Annotated in this window: 18 protein-coding genes; 15 read left to right on the top strand and 3 right to left on the bottom strand. The window is 61.6% G+C overall.

Annotated features, from left to right (window positions below; translation table 11 throughout):
• Positions 1-4 precede the first annotated feature (4 nt).
• The 15 genes from nuoH to QQL76_RS13580 all read left to right on the top strand — a co-directional run bounded on the left by nuoH (position 5) and on the right by QQL76_RS13580 (position 15,437).
• The gene (gene nuoH / locus QQL76_RS13510; protein ID WP_499208078.1) at positions 5-1,051 is read left to right on the top strand and encodes an NADH-quinone oxidoreductase subunit H; all 1,047 of its coding nucleotides are present in this window, start codon (positions 5-7) and stop codon (positions 1,049-1,051) included.
• A 24-nt stretch (positions 1,052-1,075) separates the two neighbouring features.
• A complete protein-coding gene (gene nuoI / locus QQL76_RS13515) occupies positions 1,076-1,564 on the top strand; it encodes an NADH-quinone oxidoreductase subunit NuoI (RefSeq protein ID WP_126010656.1) in 489 nt (162 codons plus the stop codon).
• A gap of 137 nt (positions 1,565-1,701) precedes the next feature.
• A complete protein-coding gene (locus tag QQL76_RS13520; protein WP_126010655.1) occupies positions 1,702-2,316 on the top strand; it encodes an NADH-quinone oxidoreductase subunit J in 615 nt (204 codons plus the stop codon).
• A 48-nt stretch (positions 2,317-2,364) separates the two neighbouring features.
• Complete coding sequence (gene nuoK / locus QQL76_RS13525) at positions 2,365-2,673, top strand: NADH-quinone oxidoreductase subunit NuoK (RefSeq protein WP_126010654.1); 309 nt, start codon at positions 2,365-2,367, stop codon at positions 2,671-2,673.
• An 8-nt stretch (positions 2,674-2,681) separates the two neighbouring features.
• A complete protein-coding gene (gene nuoL / locus QQL76_RS13530) occupies positions 2,682-4,670 on the top strand; it encodes an NADH-quinone oxidoreductase subunit L (RefSeq protein ID WP_499208079.1) in 1,989 nt (662 codons plus the stop codon).
• Positions 4,670-6,175, top strand: a complete 1,506-nt coding sequence (locus tag QQL76_RS13535) for an NADH-quinone oxidoreductase subunit M (RefSeq protein WP_126010652.1) — start codon at positions 4,670-4,672, stop codon at positions 6,173-6,175. The genes nuoL and QQL76_RS13535 overlap by 1 nt, the downstream gene beginning before the upstream one ends.
• Positions 6,176-6,191: 16 nt before the next feature.
• The gene (gene nuoN, locus QQL76_RS13540) at positions 6,192-7,634 is read left to right on the top strand and encodes an NADH-quinone oxidoreductase subunit N (protein WP_499208080.1); all 1,443 of its coding nucleotides are present in this window, start codon (positions 6,192-6,194) and stop codon (positions 7,632-7,634) included.
• Positions 7,635-7,642: 8 nt separating this feature from the next.
• Positions 7,643-8,476, top strand: coding sequence for a biotin--[acetyl-CoA-carboxylase] ligase (locus QQL76_RS13545; RefSeq protein ID WP_499208081.1), 834 nt, complete (start codon positions 7,643-7,645; stop codon positions 8,474-8,476).
• A gap of 68 nt (positions 8,477-8,544) precedes the next feature.
• Positions 8,545-10,212, top strand: a complete 1,668-nt coding sequence (locus QQL76_RS13550; RefSeq protein WP_126010649.1) for a ribonuclease J — start codon at positions 8,545-8,547, stop codon at positions 10,210-10,212.
• Positions 10,213-10,225: 13 nt separating this feature from the next.
• On the top strand, positions 10,226-10,636 hold the full coding sequence (gene mce, locus QQL76_RS13555) for a methylmalonyl-CoA epimerase (protein ID WP_126010648.1): 411 nt from the start codon (positions 10,226-10,228) through the stop codon (positions 10,634-10,636).
• Between the two features lie 27 nt (positions 10,637-10,663).
• On the top strand, positions 10,664-10,933 hold the full coding sequence (locus QQL76_RS13560; RefSeq protein ID WP_126010647.1) for a DUF1467 family protein: 270 nt from the start codon (positions 10,664-10,666) through the stop codon (positions 10,931-10,933).
• A 417-nt stretch (positions 10,934-11,350) separates the two neighbouring features.
• Entirely contained in the window at positions 11,351-12,682 is a 1,332-nt protein-coding gene (gene proS, locus QQL76_RS13565; protein WP_126010646.1) for a proline--tRNA ligase, read from the top strand.
• A 31-nt stretch (positions 12,683-12,713) separates the two neighbouring features.
• Complete coding sequence (locus QQL76_RS13570; RefSeq protein ID WP_499208082.1) at positions 12,714-14,033, top strand: ABC transporter permease; 1,320 nt, start codon at positions 12,714-12,716, stop codon at positions 14,031-14,033.
• 26 nt (positions 14,034-14,059) lie between these two features.
• On the top strand, positions 14,060-14,752 hold the full coding sequence (locus tag QQL76_RS13575; RefSeq protein WP_126010644.1) for an ABC transporter ATP-binding protein: 693 nt from the start codon (positions 14,060-14,062) through the stop codon (positions 14,750-14,752).
• Positions 14,753-14,930: 178 nt separating this feature from the next.
• Positions 14,931-15,437 carry a hypothetical protein gene (locus QQL76_RS13580; RefSeq protein WP_499208083.1) on the top strand — a complete coding sequence of 169 codons (507 nt, stop codon included), beginning with the start codon at positions 14,931-14,933 and terminating at the stop codon, positions 15,435-15,437.
• 21 nt (positions 15,438-15,458) lie between these two features.
• Here QQL76_RS13580 and QQL76_RS13585 read toward each other — a convergent pair whose 3' ends face one another.
• The 3 genes from QQL76_RS13585 to QQL76_RS13595 all read right to left on the bottom strand — a co-directional run bounded on the left by QQL76_RS13585 (position 15,459) and on the right by QQL76_RS13595 (position 18,850).
• Positions 15,459-16,697, bottom strand: a complete 1,239-nt coding sequence (locus QQL76_RS13585; RefSeq protein WP_499208084.1) for a L,D-transpeptidase family protein — start codon at positions 16,695-16,697, stop codon at positions 15,459-15,461.
• A 97-nt stretch (positions 16,698-16,794) separates the two neighbouring features.
• Positions 16,795-18,096 carry a DNA polymerase IV gene (locus QQL76_RS13590; protein ID WP_499208085.1) on the bottom strand — a complete coding sequence of 434 codons (1,302 nt, stop codon included), beginning with the start codon at positions 18,094-18,096 and terminating at the stop codon, positions 16,795-16,797.
• Positions 18,097-18,193: 97 nt separating this feature from the next.
• Positions 18,194-18,850, bottom strand: a complete 657-nt coding sequence (locus tag QQL76_RS13595) for a hypothetical protein (protein WP_499208086.1) — start codon at positions 18,848-18,850, stop codon at positions 18,194-18,196.

An 18,850-nucleotide genomic window follows, 5' to 3' on the forward strand; every position in this document is an offset into this window, starting at 1 on the left:
GATGATGGACGGATTTTTCGCAACTTACGCCTGGCCGGCCTTGATTATTCTCGGTCAGTCGCTCCTGCTTCTGGTCGCGCTCTTGGTGTTCATCGCCTATGTGCTCTACGCCGACCGCAAGATCTGGGCGGCCGTGCAGATGCGCCGCGGCCCGAACGTCGTCGGTCCCTGGGGGCTGCTGCAGTCTTTCGCCGACCTTCTGAAATTCGTCCTCAAGGAGCCGGTCATCCCGTCCGGCGCCAACAAAGGCATCTTCCTTCTGGCCCCGCTCGTCTCCGTGACGCTGGCGCTTGCCGCCTGGGCCGTCATCCCGATCAACGAGAACTGGGCGATCGCCTCGATCAATGTCGGCATCCTCTATGTCTTCGCCATCTCCTCGCTCGAGGTGTACGGCGTGATCATGGGCGGCTGGGCATCGAACTCGAAATACCCGTTCCTCGGTGCGCTGCGCTCGGCTGCGCAAATGGTCTCCTACGAAGTCTCCATCGGCTTCGTCATCGTCACCGTTCTTCTCTGCGTCGGGTCGCTCAGCTTGACGGACATCGTCCTGTCGCAGCGTGACGGTCTCGGCACGATGGTCGGCCTGCCAAATTCCTTCCTCGATTGGCACTGGCTCGCGCTGTTCCCGATGTTCATCATCTTCTTCATCTCGGCGCTCGCCGAGACGAACCGGCCGCCTTTCGACCTGCCGGAAGCCGAATCGGAACTCGTTGCGGGCTTTATGGTGGAATATGGCTCCACGCCGTACATGATGTTCATGCTCGGCGAATACGCCGCAATCGTCCTGATGTGCGCCCTGACGACGATCCTGTTTCTGGGCGGCTGGCTTCCCCCTGTCGATTTCTGGCTCATTAGTTGGGTCCCGGGCGTCGTCTGGTTCGTTCTCAAGATGTGCATGGTCTTCTTCATGTTCGCCATGGTGAAGGCCTTTGTGCCCCGTTACCGCTACGATCAGCTGATGCGTCTTGGCTGGAAGGTTTTCCTGCCGATCTCGCTCGCAATGGTCGTCATCACCGCATTCGTTCTCAAACTGACCGGCTGGTCCGCCTGATCGGCCGGGAGAGGTTGAAAAGCCATGGCTCTTGCTCAAGCCGCTAAATCGCTGTTTCTCAAGGAATTCGTCGGCGCGTTCTTCCTGTCGATGCGCTACTTCTTCGCGCCGAAGGCAACCGTGAACTACCCGTTCGAGAAAGGCCCTGTCAGCCCGCGTTTTCGCGGTGAGCATGCCCTGCGCCGCTATCCGAACGGCGAGGAACGCTGCATTGCCTGCAAGCTCTGCGAAGCGATCTGCCCGGCACAGGCGATCACCATCGAGGCCGGCCCACGCCGCAACGACGGCACCCGCCGCACGGTGCGCTACGACATCGATATGGTGAAGTGCATCTATTGCGGCTTCTGCCAGGAAGCCTGCCCGGTAGACGCCATCGTCGAAGGGCCCAATTTCGAGTTCGCCACCGAGACGCGTGAAGAGCTTTATTACGACAAGGATCGCCTGCTCGAGAACGGTGATCGCTGGGAGCGCGAAATCGCCCGCAACATAAAGATGGATTCGCCGTACCGGTGATGATCTAGACGGGGCGAAGGCCCTGATCTAAGAGAACCGCGCGAGGTTCTGCCTCTCGCACCTGCGAAAGACACTCTTGAGCGCCGCTTTCGAATTTTCGGGACTGCGCGGCATTCGGGAAGACAAAGGCACGCCAGATGGGTCTTCAGGCCGTATTCTTCTATCTCTTCGCCTTCGTCGCCGTGGCATCGGCGTTCATGGTGATTTCGGCCCGCAATCCGGTTCACTCGGTGCTGTTCCTGATTCTGACCTTCTTCAATTCGGCCGGCCTGTTCCTGCTGACGGGCGCCGAATTCCTCGCGATGATCCTGCTCGTGGTCTATGTCGGCGCGGTCGCGGTCCTCTTCCTCTTCGTCGTCATGATGCTCGACGTGGACTTCACGCAGCTGCGTTCGGGCGTGCTGGAATATGCGCCGATCGGTGCGCTGGTCGGCCTGATCCTCGCGGCAGAGCTCATCATCGTGCTCGGCGGGGCGACGTTCGCTCCCGAGATCGCCGGTTCCGGCGCGATGGCAATCCCGCCTTTGACCGAACGCCAGAATACGCAGGCGCTCGGCGACGTGCTCTACACGGACTTCATCTACTTCTTCCAGATCGCCGGCCTGATCCTTCTGGTCGCGATGATCGGTGCGATCGTTCTGACGCTGCGCCAGCGTGACAACGTCAAGCGCCAGGACATCGCAGCCCAGGTCGCCCGCGGCCCCGCCAACTCGATCGAGGTGGTGAAGGTCAAGCCGGGGCAGGGCGTCTGATTGCTTTATTATAGCCTTCCACGAGGGCTACGAGGGGTTTAGGGACTCATGGAAATCGGGATTTCCCACTATCTGACGGTCGGCGCGCTGCTCTTCACGATCGGCGTCTTCGGCATCTTCCTCAACCGGAAGAACGTCATCGTCATTCTCATGTCGGTCGAACTGATCCTGCTCGCCGTCAACCTGAACCTGGTCGCCTTCTCCGCTTTCCTGAACGACATCGTCGGCCAGGTCTTTGCGCTGTTCATCCTGACGGTCGCGGCGGCGGAAGCGGCCATCGGCCTCGCCATCCTCGTCACGTTCTACCGCAACCGCGGCTCCATCGCGGTTGAAGACATCAACACGATGAAGGGCTGACCTGCGTCATGTATCACGCGATCGTCTTCCTGCCGCTGATCGGCGCCATCATCGCCGGGCTCTTCGGCCGCTCGCTGGGCGCCAAGGCCTGTGAGTACATCACCTCCGGCTTCCTGGTCTTTGCCGCGTTTCTGTCGTGGATTGCCTTCTTTTCGGTCGCCTATGGCGACACCGACGTCATCCGCGTTCCCGTGCTGCAGTGGATCCAGTCCGGCTCCATGTCGGTCGACTGGTCGTTCCGCATCGACACGCTGACGGCCGTCATGCTGGTTGTCGTCAACACCGTCTCGGCCTTGGTGCACATCTACTCGATCGGCTACATGCACCACGATCCGCATCGGCCGCGCTTCTTTGCCTATCTGTCGCTCTTCACCTTCGCCATGCTGATGCTGGTGACGTCTGACAATCTGCTGCAGATGTTCTTCGGATGGGAAGGCGTCGGTCTCGCCTCCTATTTGCTGATCGGCTTCTGGTACAAGAAGCCGACAGCCACGGCTGCTGCGATGAAAGCGTTCATCGTCAACCGCGTCGGCGATTTCGGTTTCGCGCTCGGCATCTTCGGCGTCTTCGTCCTGTTCGGCTCAATCAGCTTCGATACGATCTTTGCCGGTGCGGCCGACTTCATGCCGGTGGAGGGTGCAGACCCGGGTATGGAAGTCGTCTTGAACTTCCTCGGCTACAGCCTGACCCGTGCCGACGCGCTGACCGTCACCTGCCTGCTGCTCTTCATGGGCGCCATGGGCAAATCCGCCCAGTTCCTGCTGCACACCTGGCTGCCGGACGCCATGGAAGGCCCAACGCCGGTATCGGCGCTCATCCACGCAGCTACCATGGTTACCGCAGGCGTGTTTCTTGTCGCCCGCATGTCGCCCATCTTCGAACTCAGCATCGATGCGCGCACGGTCGTCGTCATCATTGGCGCGATCACGGCCTTCTTCGCCGCCACCGTCGGTCTGGTCCAGAACGACATCAAGCGCGTCATCGCCTATTCGACCTGCTCGCAACTCGGCTACATGTTCGTGGCGCTCGGCATCGGCGCCTATGGCGCGGCGATCTTTCACCTCTTCACGCACGCCTTCTTCAAGGCACTGCTGTTCCTCGGCGCCGGCTCGGTCATCCATGCCGTATCGGACGAGCAGGACATGCGCCGCATGGGCGGGCTGCGCATATACATCCCGCGCACCTACTGGATGATGATCATCGGCACGGTCGCGCTGACAGGCGTCGGCATCCCGGGCCTCTATTTCGGCACCGCCGGCTTCTTCTCCAAGGATGCGATCATCGAAAGCGCCTTCGTCGCGGAGAATGCGGCTGCTGGCTTCGCCTTCACCATGCTGGTCATCGCCGCGCTCTTCACGAGCTTCTATTCCTGGCGCCTGATCTTCATGACCTTCCATGGCAAGCCACGTGCTTCGGCCGACGTCATGCACCATGTGCATGAATCGCCCGCGATCATGATGGTGCCGCTCTATATCCTCGCGGTTGGCGCTCTGCTGGCCGGCATCCTGTTCCACAAGCAATTCTTCGGCGATTACTACGAGGGCTTCTGGCAGGGCGCGCTGTTCACGCTGCCGACCAACCAGATCCTGGAGGAGTTCCACCACGTTCCGTTCTGGGTGAAGCTGAGCCCCTTCATGGCCATGCTCATCGGCCTCGTGACCGCCTGGTACATGTATATCCGCTCGCCGGAAACGCCGAAGGAACTCGCCGCCCAGCATCGCGGGCTCTACCAGTTCCTTTTGAACAAGTGGTACTTCGACGAACTCTATGACTTCCTGTTCGTGCGCTCGTCCAAGGCGCTCGGCCGGTTCCTCTGGAAGGAGGGCGACGGGCGCGTCATCGACGGCTTCGGGCCGAACGGCGTCGCCGCGCGCGTTCAGGACGTGACGGGCCGCGTGGTCCGCCTCCAGTCCGGTTACCTTTATCATTACGCATTCGTCATGCTGATCGGCGTCGCTGCGCTCGTCACCTGGATGATGCTCGGGAGTGCCTTCTGATGACCGATTGGCCGATCCTTTCCACGGTCACATTTCTTCCGCTGGTCGGTGCTCTGCTGATCCTGATGATCCGGGATGATTCCGAGATCGGCCGGCGCAATATCCGCAATGTGGCACTGCTGGCGACGAGCTTCACCTTCGTGCTGTCGCTCTTCATCTGGATCAACTTCGACAGCGCCGAGCCGAACTTCCAGATGGTGGAGCGGGTCGAGTGGCTGGGTAGCGGCATTGCCTATCATATGGGCGTCGACGGCATCTCGATGCTGTTCGTCATCCTGACCACGTTCCTGATGCCGATCTGCATTCTCGCCAGCTGGCGGGTCGAGAAGCGCGTCAAGGAATACATGATCGCGTTTCTCGTGCTCGAAACGTTCATGATCGGCGTCTTCTGCGCGCTCGATATCGTTCTTTTCTACATCTTCTTCGAAGCCGGCCTCATTCCGATGTTCATCATCATCGGTGTCTGGGGCGGCAAGCGGCGCGTCTACGCCTCGTTCAAGTTCTTCCTCTACACGCTGCTCGGCTCGCTGCTGATGCTGCTCGCCATCATGGCGATGTACTGGGACGCCGGCACGACGGACATTCCGCTGCTGCTTAACCATGACTTCTCGGCAGAGATGCAGTTCTGGTTGTGGATCGCGTTCTTTGCGTCCTTTGCCGTGAAGATGCCGATGTGGCCGGTCCACACCTGGCTGCCGGATGCCCACGTCGAAGCGCCGACCGCAGGTTCGGTCATTCTGGCGGCGATCCTGCTGAAACTCGGCGGCTATGGCTTCATCCGCTTCTCGCTAGCCATGTTCCCGCTGGCGTCCGCCGACTTCGCACCGCTCGTCTTTGCGCTCTCCGTCATCGCCATCATCTACACCTCGCTGGTAGCGCTGATGCAGGAAGACATCAAGAAGCTGATCGCCTACTCGTCCGTCGCCCATATGGGCTACGTCACGATGGGTATCTTCGCAGCCAACGCGCAAGGTCTTCAGGGCGCGATCTTCCAGATGCTGTCGCACGGCCTCGTATCCGGCGCGCTCTTCCTCTGCGTCGGCGTGATCTACGACCGGCTGCATACCCGCGAGATCGCGGCCTATGGCGGCCTCGTCAACAACATGCCGAAATACGCGCTGGTCTTCATGGTCTTCACCATGGCCAATGTCGGCCTGCCGGGCACGTCAGGCTTCGTCGGCGAGTTCCTGACCCTGATCGGCATTTTCCGCGTCAACACCTGGGTCGCTCTCCTGGCCACGACCGGCGTCGTGCTATCGGCCGCCTATGCACTCTGGCTCTATCGCCGCATCATCTTCGGTGCGCTGGAGAAGGAGAGCCTGAAGGCGATGCTGGACCTCAGCCGCCGCGAGAAGGTCATCCTTTATCCGCTCGTCGCGCTCGTCATCTTCTTCGGCGTCTATCCTATGCCGATCCTCGATGTGACGGCGGCTTCGGTCGAAAATCTCTTGAACAACTATACGGCCGCGATCCAGTCCGCGGGCGATGTCGCCCTCTCGAACTGATGCTCCGAGGACCAAAATGACCGCTGAACTGCTGCTGCAAAGCATCCAACTGTCGATGCCGGAAATCATTCTGGCCGTCGGCGCCATGGCATTGCTCATGGTCGGCGTCTTTTCGGGCGAGCGCTCCACCAGCATGGTCACCGGCCTTGCAGTCGGCGTCCTGATCATTGCGGGACTGTGGCTCCTGCTGGTGACTGGCACGGGCAGCGCATTCGGCGGTGCGTTCCTCGCGGATCCATTCGCGAAGTTCATGAAGGTGCTGATCCTGATCGGCTCCATCACGGCGATGGTGATGTCCGTCGGGCAGGCGCGCGAGGAGCGGATCAACCGCTTCGAATTTCCGGTCCTGATCGTTCTCGCCACGCTCGGCATGATGCTGATGGTTTCTGCCAACAGCATGATCGCGCTCTATCTCGCGCTCGAGCTGCAGTCGCTGGCGCTCTACGTCGTCGCCGCGATCAATCGCGACAGCGTTCGTTCGACGGAAGCCGGCCTCAAATATTTCGTCCTCGGCGCACTGTCGTCGGGCATGCTGCTCTATGGCGCGTCGCTGATCTACGGCTTCACAGGCCACACGGGCTTCCAGGAGATCGCGGCGGTGCTTGCAGCCGACGAGCGCTCGCTCGGCCTCGTCTTCGGTCTCGTCTTCGTCCTGGCAGGCCTCGCCTTCAAGATTTCGGCCGTGCCGTTCCACATGTGGACGCCGGACGTCTATGAAGGTGCACCGACGGCGGTCACGGCATTCTTTGCCGCCGCTCCGAAGGTCGCTGCCATGGCCATGCTGACCCGCATCGTCATCGAAGCCTTCGAGCCGATCACGCCGGACTGGCAGCAGATCATCGTTTTTGTTTCGATCGCCTCGATGATCCTCGGCGCCTTTGCCGCGATAGGTCAGCGCAACATCAAGCGCCTGATGGCCTATTCGTCGATTGGCCACATGGGCTACGCGCTGGTCGGCCTCGCCGCCGGCACGCAGGCAGGCGTATCGGGCGTCGCGCTCTACATGCTGATCTACATGGTGATGACGCTCGGCACCTTCGCCTGCATCCTGGCGATGCGAAAGAAGGAAGAGGGCAATGTCGAGGAAATCGACGATCTTGCCGGGCTCGCCTCCACGCATCCCTTCATGGCGATGATGTTGACGATCCTCATGTTCTCGCTGGCCGGCATTCCGCCGCTCGCAGGCTTCTTCGCCAAGTATTTCGTCTTCGTTGCCGCCATCGAAGCCGAGCTCTATGCGCTGGCCGTCATTGGCGTGCTCGCATCGTGCGTCGGCGCCTATTATTACCTCCGGATCATCAAGATCATGTGGTTCGATGAAGCGACGGAAAGCTTCGTGCCGGCTTCTGGCGAACTGAAGCTTGTGTACGGCATCGCTGGCATCTTCACGCTGGGTTATCTGTTCATCGGCGGCCCGATCGGTGCTGCTGCGCAGGCAGCCGCCGCGTCGTTCTTTTGAGCCTGGGCGTGGCGGCCAAGCAAGCGCACTTCGCTCTGGCTCCAACGGCCGCCCAGTCGGGCTACCGCGTCAAAAGCTTTGAGACCGTCGGGTCGACCAATGCCGAGGCTCTCGATGCAGCGCGTGCTGGCGACACCGGCCGGTGCTGGTTCGTGTCCGATCATCAGCAAACCGGGCGAGGGCGCAGGGGTCGGCCATGGCAGACCGAGCGGGGAAACCTCGCCGCGTCACTTCTGATCGTGGATGATCTGGACCTGAAGGCAACGGCGACGCTCGGTTTCGTCGCGGGTCTGGCGTTGCACGATGCACTGAGCGCGCTGATCCCCGACGCGGACCTCGCCGTGGCTCTCGACGGTGATGCGCGGCGGCGGTTCGAGCTGAAATGGCCGAACGACGTTCTGGCCGGCGGCGCGAAGCTTTCCGGCATTCTTCTGGAATCGACCAAGCTGCCAAATGGCCGCCAGGCCACATCGATCGGTTGGGGCGTCAACGTTGTCACCCATCCAGGCGATACCGAATTTCCAGCGACGTCTCTGCGGGCACTGGGCAGCAGCGCCGATGCGGGCGACGTTTTCCTCGCGCTCAGCGACGCTTGGGCCGAAAATCACGCCATCTGGAACGGTGCTTCGGGACTGGATGCCATCAGGTCGCGCTGGCTCGAGCGCGCAAGCGGGCTCGGCGGACAGGTCGCGGTCCGGATCGACGGACGGGTCGCGCGCGGTATATTCGAAACGATCGACAGCGATTGTCGCTTCGTCATCCGTGAAGATGACGGTCGCCTGACCCATATAACAGCCGGTGACGTGCATTTCGGCGCAGTCGCATCCGCGCGGGCAATCTGACCCTGCTTGAAGATTGCGGAGCGTCGAGAATGCCGGTCGCGCCAGAACAAGGACATTGAAGAAGGCTAATGGCGAAACAGGACGAACTTGTATTTCTGCCGCTTGGCGGTGTCGGTGAGATCGGCATGAACCTGGGTCTTTACGGCTGGGGCCCTGCCGGCGCGCGCGAATGGCTGATGGTCGATTGCGGCGTGACCTTTCCAGGTCCCGACCTGCCGGGCGTCGACCTCGTCCTGCCGGATATCTCGTTCATCGAGGAAGAACGCGCCAATCTGCGTGGCATCGTCATCACGCACGCGCATGAGGATCATTACGGCGCGCTGTCGGATCTCTGGCCTGGGCTGAACTGTGCGGTCTACGCCACACCGTTCACGGCCGGCATGCTCGAAGCGAAGCGGTCCTACGAGCGCGAGCGCAATCCCGTGCCGATCACCGTCTACAAGCCGGGAGACCGGTTCACGGTCGGCCCGTTCCAGGTCGAGGCCATTCCGGTCAACCACTCAATCCCCGAACCGGTGTCGCTGGCGATCACGACGCCTGCGGGCACCGTCATCCATACGGGTGACTGGAAGATCGACGAGGAGCCGACGCTGCTGCCGAAGACCGATGCGCATCGCTTCCAGCAACTGGGCGATGCCGGCGTGCTGGCGATGATCTGCGATTCCACCAACGCCATGCGCGAAGGCGTATCGCCGTCGGAGCGCGCCGTCAGCGACAGCTTACGCTCGATCATCGAGCGTGCCGAGGGCAGGGTGGCGATCACCACATTCGCCTCCAATGTCGGCCGCATTCGCTCGATCGCCGAAGCCGCGCGCGACGCCGGGCGCCAGTGCCTGCTGCTCGGCTCTTCCATGAAGCGCGTTGCCGATGTTGCAACCGAAATCGGCTTGATGGACGACATCCCGCCCTTCATCGCCGAGGACGAGTTCGGCTATATCCCGCGCGACAAGGTCGTCGTGATCCTAACCGGCAGTCAGGGCGAGCCACGCGCAGCACTCGCCAAGATCGCGCGCGATGAGATGCGCCATGTGGCGCTGACGGCCGGCGACACGGTTGTCTTCTCCTCGCGCACCATTCCGGGCAATGAGAAGGCGATTCTCGACATCATCAATGGTCTGGTCGATCAGGGCATCAAGATCATCACCGACGGCGCCGAACTTGTGCATGTGTCGGGCCACCCGCGCCGCTCGGAACTGCAGCAGATGTATTCCTGGGTGAAGCCGCAGATCCTCGTGCCCGTGCATGGCGAGGCAGCCCATCTCTCCGCGCATGCGGAACTTGCCAAAGCATCGGGCATCAAGCAGGTGCCGCGGCTTCGCAACGGGATGATGTTGCGTCTCGCACCCGGGCCCGCCGAGATCATCGACGAAGCCCCGGTCGGCCGGATCTACAAGGATGGCCGACTGATCGGCGATCTGGAGGAGATGGCGATCGGCGAGCGTCGCAAGCTCTCCTTCGTCGGCCATGTCGTCGTCAACGTTCTTCTCGATGCGAAATACGAGCTCGATCGCGATCCCGAGATCATCACCCAGGGCGTCCCCGCCTTTGACGACGAAGGCGATGCCATCGCCGACCTTCTGGTCGATGCGGCGATTGGCGCGGTGGACTCCATCCCGCGCGCTCGGCGAAAAGATCTCGCGACCGTACGTGAGTCCGTGCGCCGGTCGGTGCGCGCCGAGGTCAACAACATCTGGGGCAAGAAGCCGGTGACCACCGTTCTCGTCACCCGGATTTAAGGGAGGAGACACCGTGCTGGGACGCTTGAACCACGTCGCGATCGCGGTGCCGAACATCGCCGCGGCAAGCGCGATCTATCGCGAGACGCTCGGTGCCGACGTGTCGGAGCCGCAGTCCTTGACGGACCACGGAGTGACGGTGGTCTTCGTCGATCTCGGCAACACCAAGGTCGAACTGCTTGAGCCGCTGGGTGAATCCTCGCCGATTGCGGCTTTTCTCGAGAAGAACCCGTCCGGCGGCATGCATCACATCTGCTATGAGGTCGAAGACATCTTCAAGGCGCGAGACCATCTGATCAAGGAGGGCGCGCGCGTCCTCGGTGATGGCAAGCCCAAGCTCGGCGCCCATGGCAAACCCGTCCTGTTTCTGCATCCAAAGGATTTCTGCGGGACGCTTGTCGAACTAGAACAGAGCGCGGCCTGAGCGCCGCCAAGCCAAGGCTTCCCTGCCATGTCCTTCTTTTCCGGATTTGCTGTCTATTTCATCATCTGGTGGGTCACGCTTTTTGCGGTTCTTCCGCTTGGCGTCCGCACGCAGGAAGAAGCGGGCGACATCACGCTGGGCACCACCGAAAGCGCGCCGTTCACCGCACAACTCGGGAAGAAGGCGCTGATCACCACTTTGGTATCCGGTGTGATTTTTGCGGTCTACTATGTGATCACGTCGGTTTACGGTCTATCCGTCGACAGCATACCACGCATCGTTCCGGAATTCGGCTAGACGTCCGCGCCTGACGCCTCTGGTCGGAAAGCAAAAAAAAACAAGGCCAAAGCCTTGTTTTTTGAAGTCCCGCGTGATCGACCCGATTTCTCGGTGGCAGCGATTTAGCGCGCCGGCGACCTGATCCTCCCAAGACTTGACCGCGAATGGGCAGAAATTCATCGATCCCTGCCTCGTTTGTGGGCACAAGCTAGCGTAAGGGGATTTGAATGTCACCATCAATCTTCGAAAAACTGTCACATTTCGTCGCAGGGTTGTGATCGCTTCGTGAGCCAACGTCATTGCATTGGCTACCGATCCGGCGCGGCAAGGGGCCGGGTTCCATTCAATCCGCGAAGCCGCTATGAACGCGCGTCTTTCCATCGCCAATTCGCCTGATTCCGGGGCTAGCCCAATCAGGTCACACCTGGACACGCCATGCGCCTCTCACGCTACTTTCTTCCCATCCTGAAAGAGATTCCCAAGGAAGCGGAGATCGTTTCGCATCGCCTCATGCTGCGTGCGGGCATGATCCGCCAGCAGTCGGCCGGCATCTATTCCTGGCTGCCGCTCGGCAAGCGCGTCCTCGATCGCGTGAACGCCATCGTTCGTGAAGAGCAAAACCGCGCCGGCGCCATCGAAATCATGATGCCGACGATCCAGTCGGCCGACCTCTGGATGGAAAGCGGCCGCTACGACGATTACGGCAAGGAAATGCTGCGCATTGAGGATCGCCAGAAGCGCGCGATGCTCTACGGGCCGACCAACGAGGAGATGGTGACCGACATTTTCCGGTCCTATGTACGCTCCTATAAGAGCTTGCCGCTCAACCTCTATCACATCCAGCTGAAGTTTCGCGACGAGATCCGCCCGCGATTTGGCACCATGCGCTCGCGCGAATTCATGATGAAAGATGCCTATTCCTTCGACATCGACAAGGCAGCGGCAGTTCATTCCTACAACAAGATGTTCGTCGCCTATCTGCGCACCTTCGCGCGGCTCGGCCTGAAGGCGATCCCGATGCGCGCCGATACCGGTCCGATCGGCGGCGATCTCAGCCATGAATTCATCATCCTGGCGTCGACGGGCGAGTCGGAAGTGTTCTGCCACCGCGATTTCATGGATTTCGAAATCCCCGGTGACGATACCGATTTCGACGATGTGGCCGGCCTGCAGTCGACCGTCGATCGCTGGACGTCGCTCTATGCCGCGACCTCCGAGATGCACGATGCCGACGCGTTTGCCGCTGTTCCGGAGCATTCGAAGGTTTCAGCCCGCGGCATCGAAGTTGGCCACATCTTCTATTTCGGCACCAAATACTCCGCTCCGATGAAGGCGACGGTCACTGGTCCGGACGGCAAGGATCACCCGGTTCACATGGGTTCCTACGGCATCGGCCCGACACGTCTCGTCCCCGCGATCGTTGAGGCGAGCCATGACGAGGGCGGCATCATATGGCCGGCCGGCGTGGCGCCATTCGATGCGGTCATCATCAACATGAAGGCCGGCGATCAGGCCTGTGATGCGGCGTGCGAACAAGTTTACGCGGCGATGACTGCCGCCGGGCTGGACGTGCTGCTGGACGACACCGACGAGCGGGCAGGTGGCAAGTTCGCCACGGCCGACCTGATCGGCGTGCCATTGCAGGTGATTGTGGGTCCGCGGGGCATTGCGGCTGGCGAAGTGGAAATCAAGACACGCAGCACGGGCGAGCGCGAGACGCTGCCGCTCGATGCGGCGATCAACCGACTGACTGCGACTGCAGGCTGAGCGCAACCGACGATCCAAGGGGATAGCCGACATGAGTGACGCCACCGCCGTGCCGGACAATGCGCTCGAGGAGCAGCCGCGGCCTGTGTCGCGTTCTGCCGGCGCCTTTTCGGCGTTCGAGCGCATGGTCGCTTGGCGCTATCTGCGCTCGCGCCGCAAGGAAGCGTTCATCTCGGTGATCGCCGGTTTCTCCTTTGTCGGCATCGTTCTTGGCGTTGCCACGCTCATCATCGTCATGGCCGTGATGAACGGTTTCCGCACCGAACTGATCGACCGTATTCTCGGCATCAATGGTCACATGATCGTTCAGCCGATGGACCGACCGCTCGACGATTACCGGGATCTGGCTGCCCGTTTCGAAGGCGTCCAAGGCGTCGAAATGGCAATTCCCCTGGTCGAGGGGCAGACACTTGCTTCCGGTTTTCAGGGTGCGGGCACCGGCGCGATCGTCAAGGGCATCAGCGCGGACGACCTGACGCGCATGACGACGGTTTCGGAAAACATCCGGTCGGGTGATCTCGTCGGCTTTGCCGCGGGGCAGGGCGTATTGGTCGGATCGCGCATGGCCGAAGCGCTGGGCGTCGGCGCCGGCGATGACATCACCCTGGTGGCACCCGATGGCGACATTACTCCCCTTGGCGTGACGCCGCGGGTCAAATCCTATCCGATTTCCGGCGTGTTCGAGATCGGTATGTCGGAATTCGATGCGGCGATCATCTTCATGCCGCTCGAAGAAGCGCAGCTCTACTTCAATGCCGAGGGTCTGGTTCAATCGATCGAGCTGTTCGTCCAGAATCCTGATTTGGTCCAGGACTACCGCGCGGCGATCGAAGAGGCAGCGGGTCGGCAGATCTTCGTGACGGATTGGCGCCAGCGCAATCAAACCTTCTTCTCGGCGCTTGAAGTCGAGCGCAACGTGATGTTCATGATCCTGACGCTGATCGTGCTCGTTGCCGCGCTCAACATCATTTCCGGCCTGATCATGCTGGTGAAGGACAAGGGCCGCGATATCGCGATCCTGCGCACCATGGGCGCGACGTCGAGCTCGATCATGCGCATCTTCTTCATGACCGGCGCAGCCATCGGCGTCACCGGAACGATCGCGGGCGTCTTGCTCGGCGTCATCGTCTGCCTCAACGTGGAGTCGATCCGCTGGTTCTTCTCCTGGCTGTCGGGCACGACGATCTTCGATCCGGAACTCTATTTCCTGTCGCAGTTGCCGGCCGAGATGGATCCGGGCGAGACGCTGTCGGTGATCCTGATGGCGTTGCTGCTGTCCTTCATCGCCACGCTGTTCCCGGCCTGGCGTGCTTCACGCCTCGATCCCGTCGACGCTCTTCGCTACGAATAGACCTCCGAACAGAATAGAAAATCCGCATGGTCCTCGATACCGCACCCTATGTGCTGCAGCTTCAGCAGGTCGAACGGCACTACAACCAGGGCGACACCGAGCTCGCCATTCTGCGCGGCGCCGACTTTTCGTTGAAGCGCGGCGAAATCGTCGCGCTCGTCGCGCCGTCGGGCGCAGGCAAGTCGACGCTGCTGCATGTGGCGGGTCTCCTGGAAAAGCCGGATGCTGGCGAAGTTCTTTTGGCCGGTGATCCCTGCTCCAACCTCACGGACGAGCAGCGGACAGATCGCCGGCGCAGCGATATCGGCTTCGTCTACCAGTTCCACCATCTGCTGCCCGAGTTCACGGCCCTTGAGAACATCATGATGCCGCAGCTGATCGGCGGCCTGCCGGAAAAGGAAGCGTCGGAGCGCGCGGCTCAGCTTCTCGATTACATGCGCATCGGCCACCGCGCCGGTCACCGGCCATCGGAGCTGTCCGGCGGCGAACAGCAGCGCGTGGCGATTGCCCGTGCCGTTGCCAATGCACCGCTCATCCTGCTCGCCGACGAGCCGACCGGCAATCTCGATCCCGAAACGGCTGGCTATGTCTTCGAGGCTCTGGAGGCACTGGTGCGCCAGTCCGGCCTCGCGGCATTGATCGCCACGCACAACCACGAACTGGCCGGTCTCATGGATCGCCGGGTGACGCTGAGCGAAGGCCTCGTCGTCGACTTTTAGAAAATCGCTTCAGTTCTCTTGAAAACCGGCGTGGCCTTGGCTGCGCCGTGCGCTTCAACACGCCTTTGTGATCGTACCTGTCTTATCCCGCACGCATTGCCGCGCCAATTGGGATGCGGCGATCGAAGAAGGGCGCGCTCGTCAAATGACAAACGACACTCTGTCAGGAGACACGATCATGAAGCTTATTCTAGCCTTGGTGCCCGCCCTCGTCATCGGCGTGAGCTTTCCCGCAGCGGCCGAAGACACGGCATTTATCGAAGGGCTTTCGGGCTCTTGGGCCGGCGAGGGCACGGCGCGGCGCACCGCCGACAGCGAACCGGTTGGCGTGAACTGCCAGTTCACGTCCAGCGCCGAGGCCCAGAGTTTCAGCCTCGATGGCACCTGTCGCGCCATGGCAATCATTCGCCAGAACGTCTCGGCGCAGCTGACGAACACCAGCGGCACCAGCTATGAAGGCATCTATACCGGTCCCCGCGGCGGACAATCGGCGCTTTCGGGTGCCCGAAACGGCAACACGCTCGACCTGCAGGTCGCCTGGGCTCAGGAAGTCAATGGCGACAGTGAGGCACGCATGCAGGTGGAAGTGCCCAACCCGGACTCCATGATCATCCGCACTATCGATACCAGCCCCACAACGGGTGCCGAGGTCGTGACGAGCGAGATCAGCCTCAGCCGCCAGTAACCGGCGCGCTGTTCGTTTCCGTCATCCCCGCCGCGTTAGCACGATGAAGTCGGTGCCTTTGCCGGTTTCAGTGCCGAGGCCGTTGTCCGAGATGGCGAGCGAAGAGCCGACCGTCAGCTCGCGCGACAGCCGATCGGAGATGGCCGGCGTGAGCTGCAGTCGGCCAAGCGTCGACGCTAGATCGACTTGCGCGGCCGTCGGGGCGGCATCGGGTTCAAGTGCGGTCAATCCGGCGACCGAAGGGGCAGGCCGGTCCGACAAGGACAGGCCGTTCCACGTCGCCCTGCCGGCGGTGATGGCAGACACCGTGACCAGATGCGCTCCCAGTGGACGCTCCGGCGACTTCAAATGCACCGGCATGTCGAAAATCGGCACGAAGTCGCGCCGCGCATAGAGATGCCCGGCCGGCACGTCGCCCTTGCCCGCCGCTTCGTACAAGGCGGCGATATCGGCCTTTGCCAGATAGCCGGTCGGCGTGAGACCTGCTTCCTTTTGGAAGCGACGGAGCGCATCGGCGGTGCGTGGCCCGGCGAACCCATCGGTAGCACCGGCATCAAAACCGAGCGTGTTGAGCAGTTGCTGCGCATCCCGGGTCAGCTCGCGGTGGGTGCGGCGCGTGAGGAAGAGCCGCAGCGGCGATCGCGGCGTTTCGGCCGATCCGGCATCGGTCACCGTTGCAGTCATCTGACCTGCAGATGCCACCTCGACCCCCTCCGCATGTGGATCAAGCGTGTCCAGCCGCAGTTCCAGATTGCCCGCCATCAGCCGATCGTAGGGCGTGAGCGCGTCGGGCAGAGTACGATGTCGGATCGACTTAGGCCGGATGCTCTCGCGCGTGATGACAACATGGGCCTGCAGCTGCGTCATCGCAAAAAGATCGCGCGCAAAGTCATTCGGCATGCGCACGCAGCCGTGGGAAGCCGCATAGCCAGGCACATGGTTCGAGGCATGGAGCGCGATGCCGGACCAGGTCAGCCGTTGCATATGGGGCATCGGCGCATTCGAGTAGATATTCGACCGGTGGAACGTGCGCTTGTCCAGGATCGAGAAGATGCCGGTCGGCGTTGTATGGCCAGCCTTGCCACTGGAAATCGGCGAGGAGGCAATTTCGTCAAGGCCGGAGAAAACGACGAGCCGCTGCGCATCGAGCGACACGCAGATCGTCAGCGGTTCCTTGCTGCTTGAAGCGACCGCTTCGCGAATGCCGCCGGACGCCAGCAGGGAAACGGACAGAAAGCCCAGAAAAGATCGTCGATCCATGATTTCATACTCGATACAGACAAGGGATCGTCCTCAGTCTGCCCGAGATAGATTTCCGGAATCTTGCGATTGCCTGCTGATCAGTTGCCCGATGACGTCAGGCGTCATCTCGCTCCGGGCGCCCGCGATTTCCTCGGCCGAACGTATAGCCGGTTTCGACGCTTGCACGCCCGAATTTGGCGCGTACGCTGTCCATGGCGCTTTCCGCCACCGCCCGGCGGCCTGCCAGTGGGTCCACGAGATCCGGCATGTCTGCGCGGGCAAGATCGGTGAGGTCGGAAACGCCGATCCCGAGCAGCCGGAATTTCGTTCCGTCCATTTCCTTTTCCAGCAGAGAAAGTCCGGTGCGGAAGATCCGATCGGCATAGCGCGTCGGGTCGTCCAGACGCCGGTTGCGGGTGCGGATGCGAAAATCAGCCGTCTTCAACTTCAGCACCACGGTTTGCCCGGCAATACCCGATGCCTTCAATCGATGAGCCACCGTCTCCGACAGCGAGCGCAGAACCGGCACGAGATCGTCTGGACGACCGAGATCGCTGTTGAAGGTCGTTTCCGCCGAAACGCTCTTGGCAGCCTCGCGGGGTTCGACCACCCGCTCGTCGCGCCCGCGTGAAAGCCGGTAGAGCCGTTGCCCCATGGAGCCGTAGCGCGCCATGAGAACGCCTTCCTCCATGCGCTGCAATTGGCCGATAGAGCGGATGCCGTCGGCGGCAAGCTTGTCGGCGAAGGCTTTACCCACGCCCCAGATCATCGTCACGGGCTTATCGGCCAGAAACTCGAGCGCCTCGGCCTCGCCGATCACCGCAAATCCCCGCGGCTTGTCGAGATCGGACGCGACCTTGGCGAGAAACTTGCAGTAGGAAAGCCCCACCGAAACCGTGATCCCGATTTCGTTCTGCACGCGCGTCGCGAAACGCGCCAAGGTGCGGGCAGGGCTGTCCCGGTGCAGCTTTTCCGTGCCCGTGAGGTCGAGAAACGCTTCATCGATCGAGATCGGCTGAACAAGCGGCGTCAGCGCTTCCATCAGCCGCCGCACCTCGCGACCCACCGCAACGTATTTCTCCATGTTCGGCTTGATGACGACCGCTTCGGGGCAGGCCTCGAGCGCCTTGAACATCGGCATGGCCGAGCGAACACCGGAGATGCGGGCAATGTAGCAGGCCGTGGAAACAACGCCGCGCTTGCCGCCGCCGATGATCACCGGCTTGTCGGCAAGCTCCGGATTGTCACGCTTTTCCACCGCTGCATAAAAAGCGTCGCAGTCGATATGGGCGATCGACAGACGGTCGAGCTCGGCATGACGCACGATGCGAGGGCTGCCGCATGCCTGGCAAAACCGGCCGCGCGAAACGGCCGGCCGCAGGCAATCCCGGCAGAAGCTCAAGACGGCGTCACCCATGGCGCGAGATTGTCGTCCTCTGGAACATAAGTTGAACACCTGCACGATAAGCGCTAGCGTTCAGATGCTCAAGACGTCGGGATAGCGAGTCGGAGCGTCAATTCTCAAGAAATTCGAGGATCAGATCACGCGTCTCGTTCCAGTCCTTCGCCATCGCGACCTTCTCGCCAGGATGCGGCGCCAGAGCGCGGAATGTGTCGTTGGCCATCAGGTTGATGAGGAGAGCGTTCGGCAGCCGGTCGCGCACGGAGTGCAGATTGTGGAAGATGTCGTCGATGAACACGACCTTGGTGTCGCGATCCCCGTGAATGAGATGAAGCACCGTGCCCTTTTCGTCCTCGGTCGCAATCATCGGGTAGGACATGTCGTGCGCGTCGAGCAGAGTGCGCCGAACGGCGAAATGGCGCGGCGGCATCGCCGTCAGAAAGACGATGTCCGCGTGGTGCTTCAATGCGGCGAGCGTTTCGGCGGCGCTGGCAACCGGTGTTTGCCAATCATGCTGCTCGACGAAGAACGCATCGATGCTGGCCGAGATGTCTCGATCCGAGACAGGTGTGCCATCGTCGCGCCGGTAGACATTGCCGTGCAACCGGAACGACGAGGGGCGCAGCTCCAGTCCCTTGTTCTCCAGATAGGCAATGAAGGGCGTGACGAATTCGAGCACGACTTCATCGACATCGCAGACGATCAGAGGGCGGTTGGAACGCGCGACCCAGTCGAACTGGGCAAGATCTTCGGGAAGGACAGCGGGCAT

Source organism: Rhizobium albus (genome assembly GCA_030160035.1).
Taxonomy (GTDB): Bacteria; Pseudomonadota; Alphaproteobacteria; order Rhizobiales; family Rhizobiaceae; genus Georhizobium; species Georhizobium albus.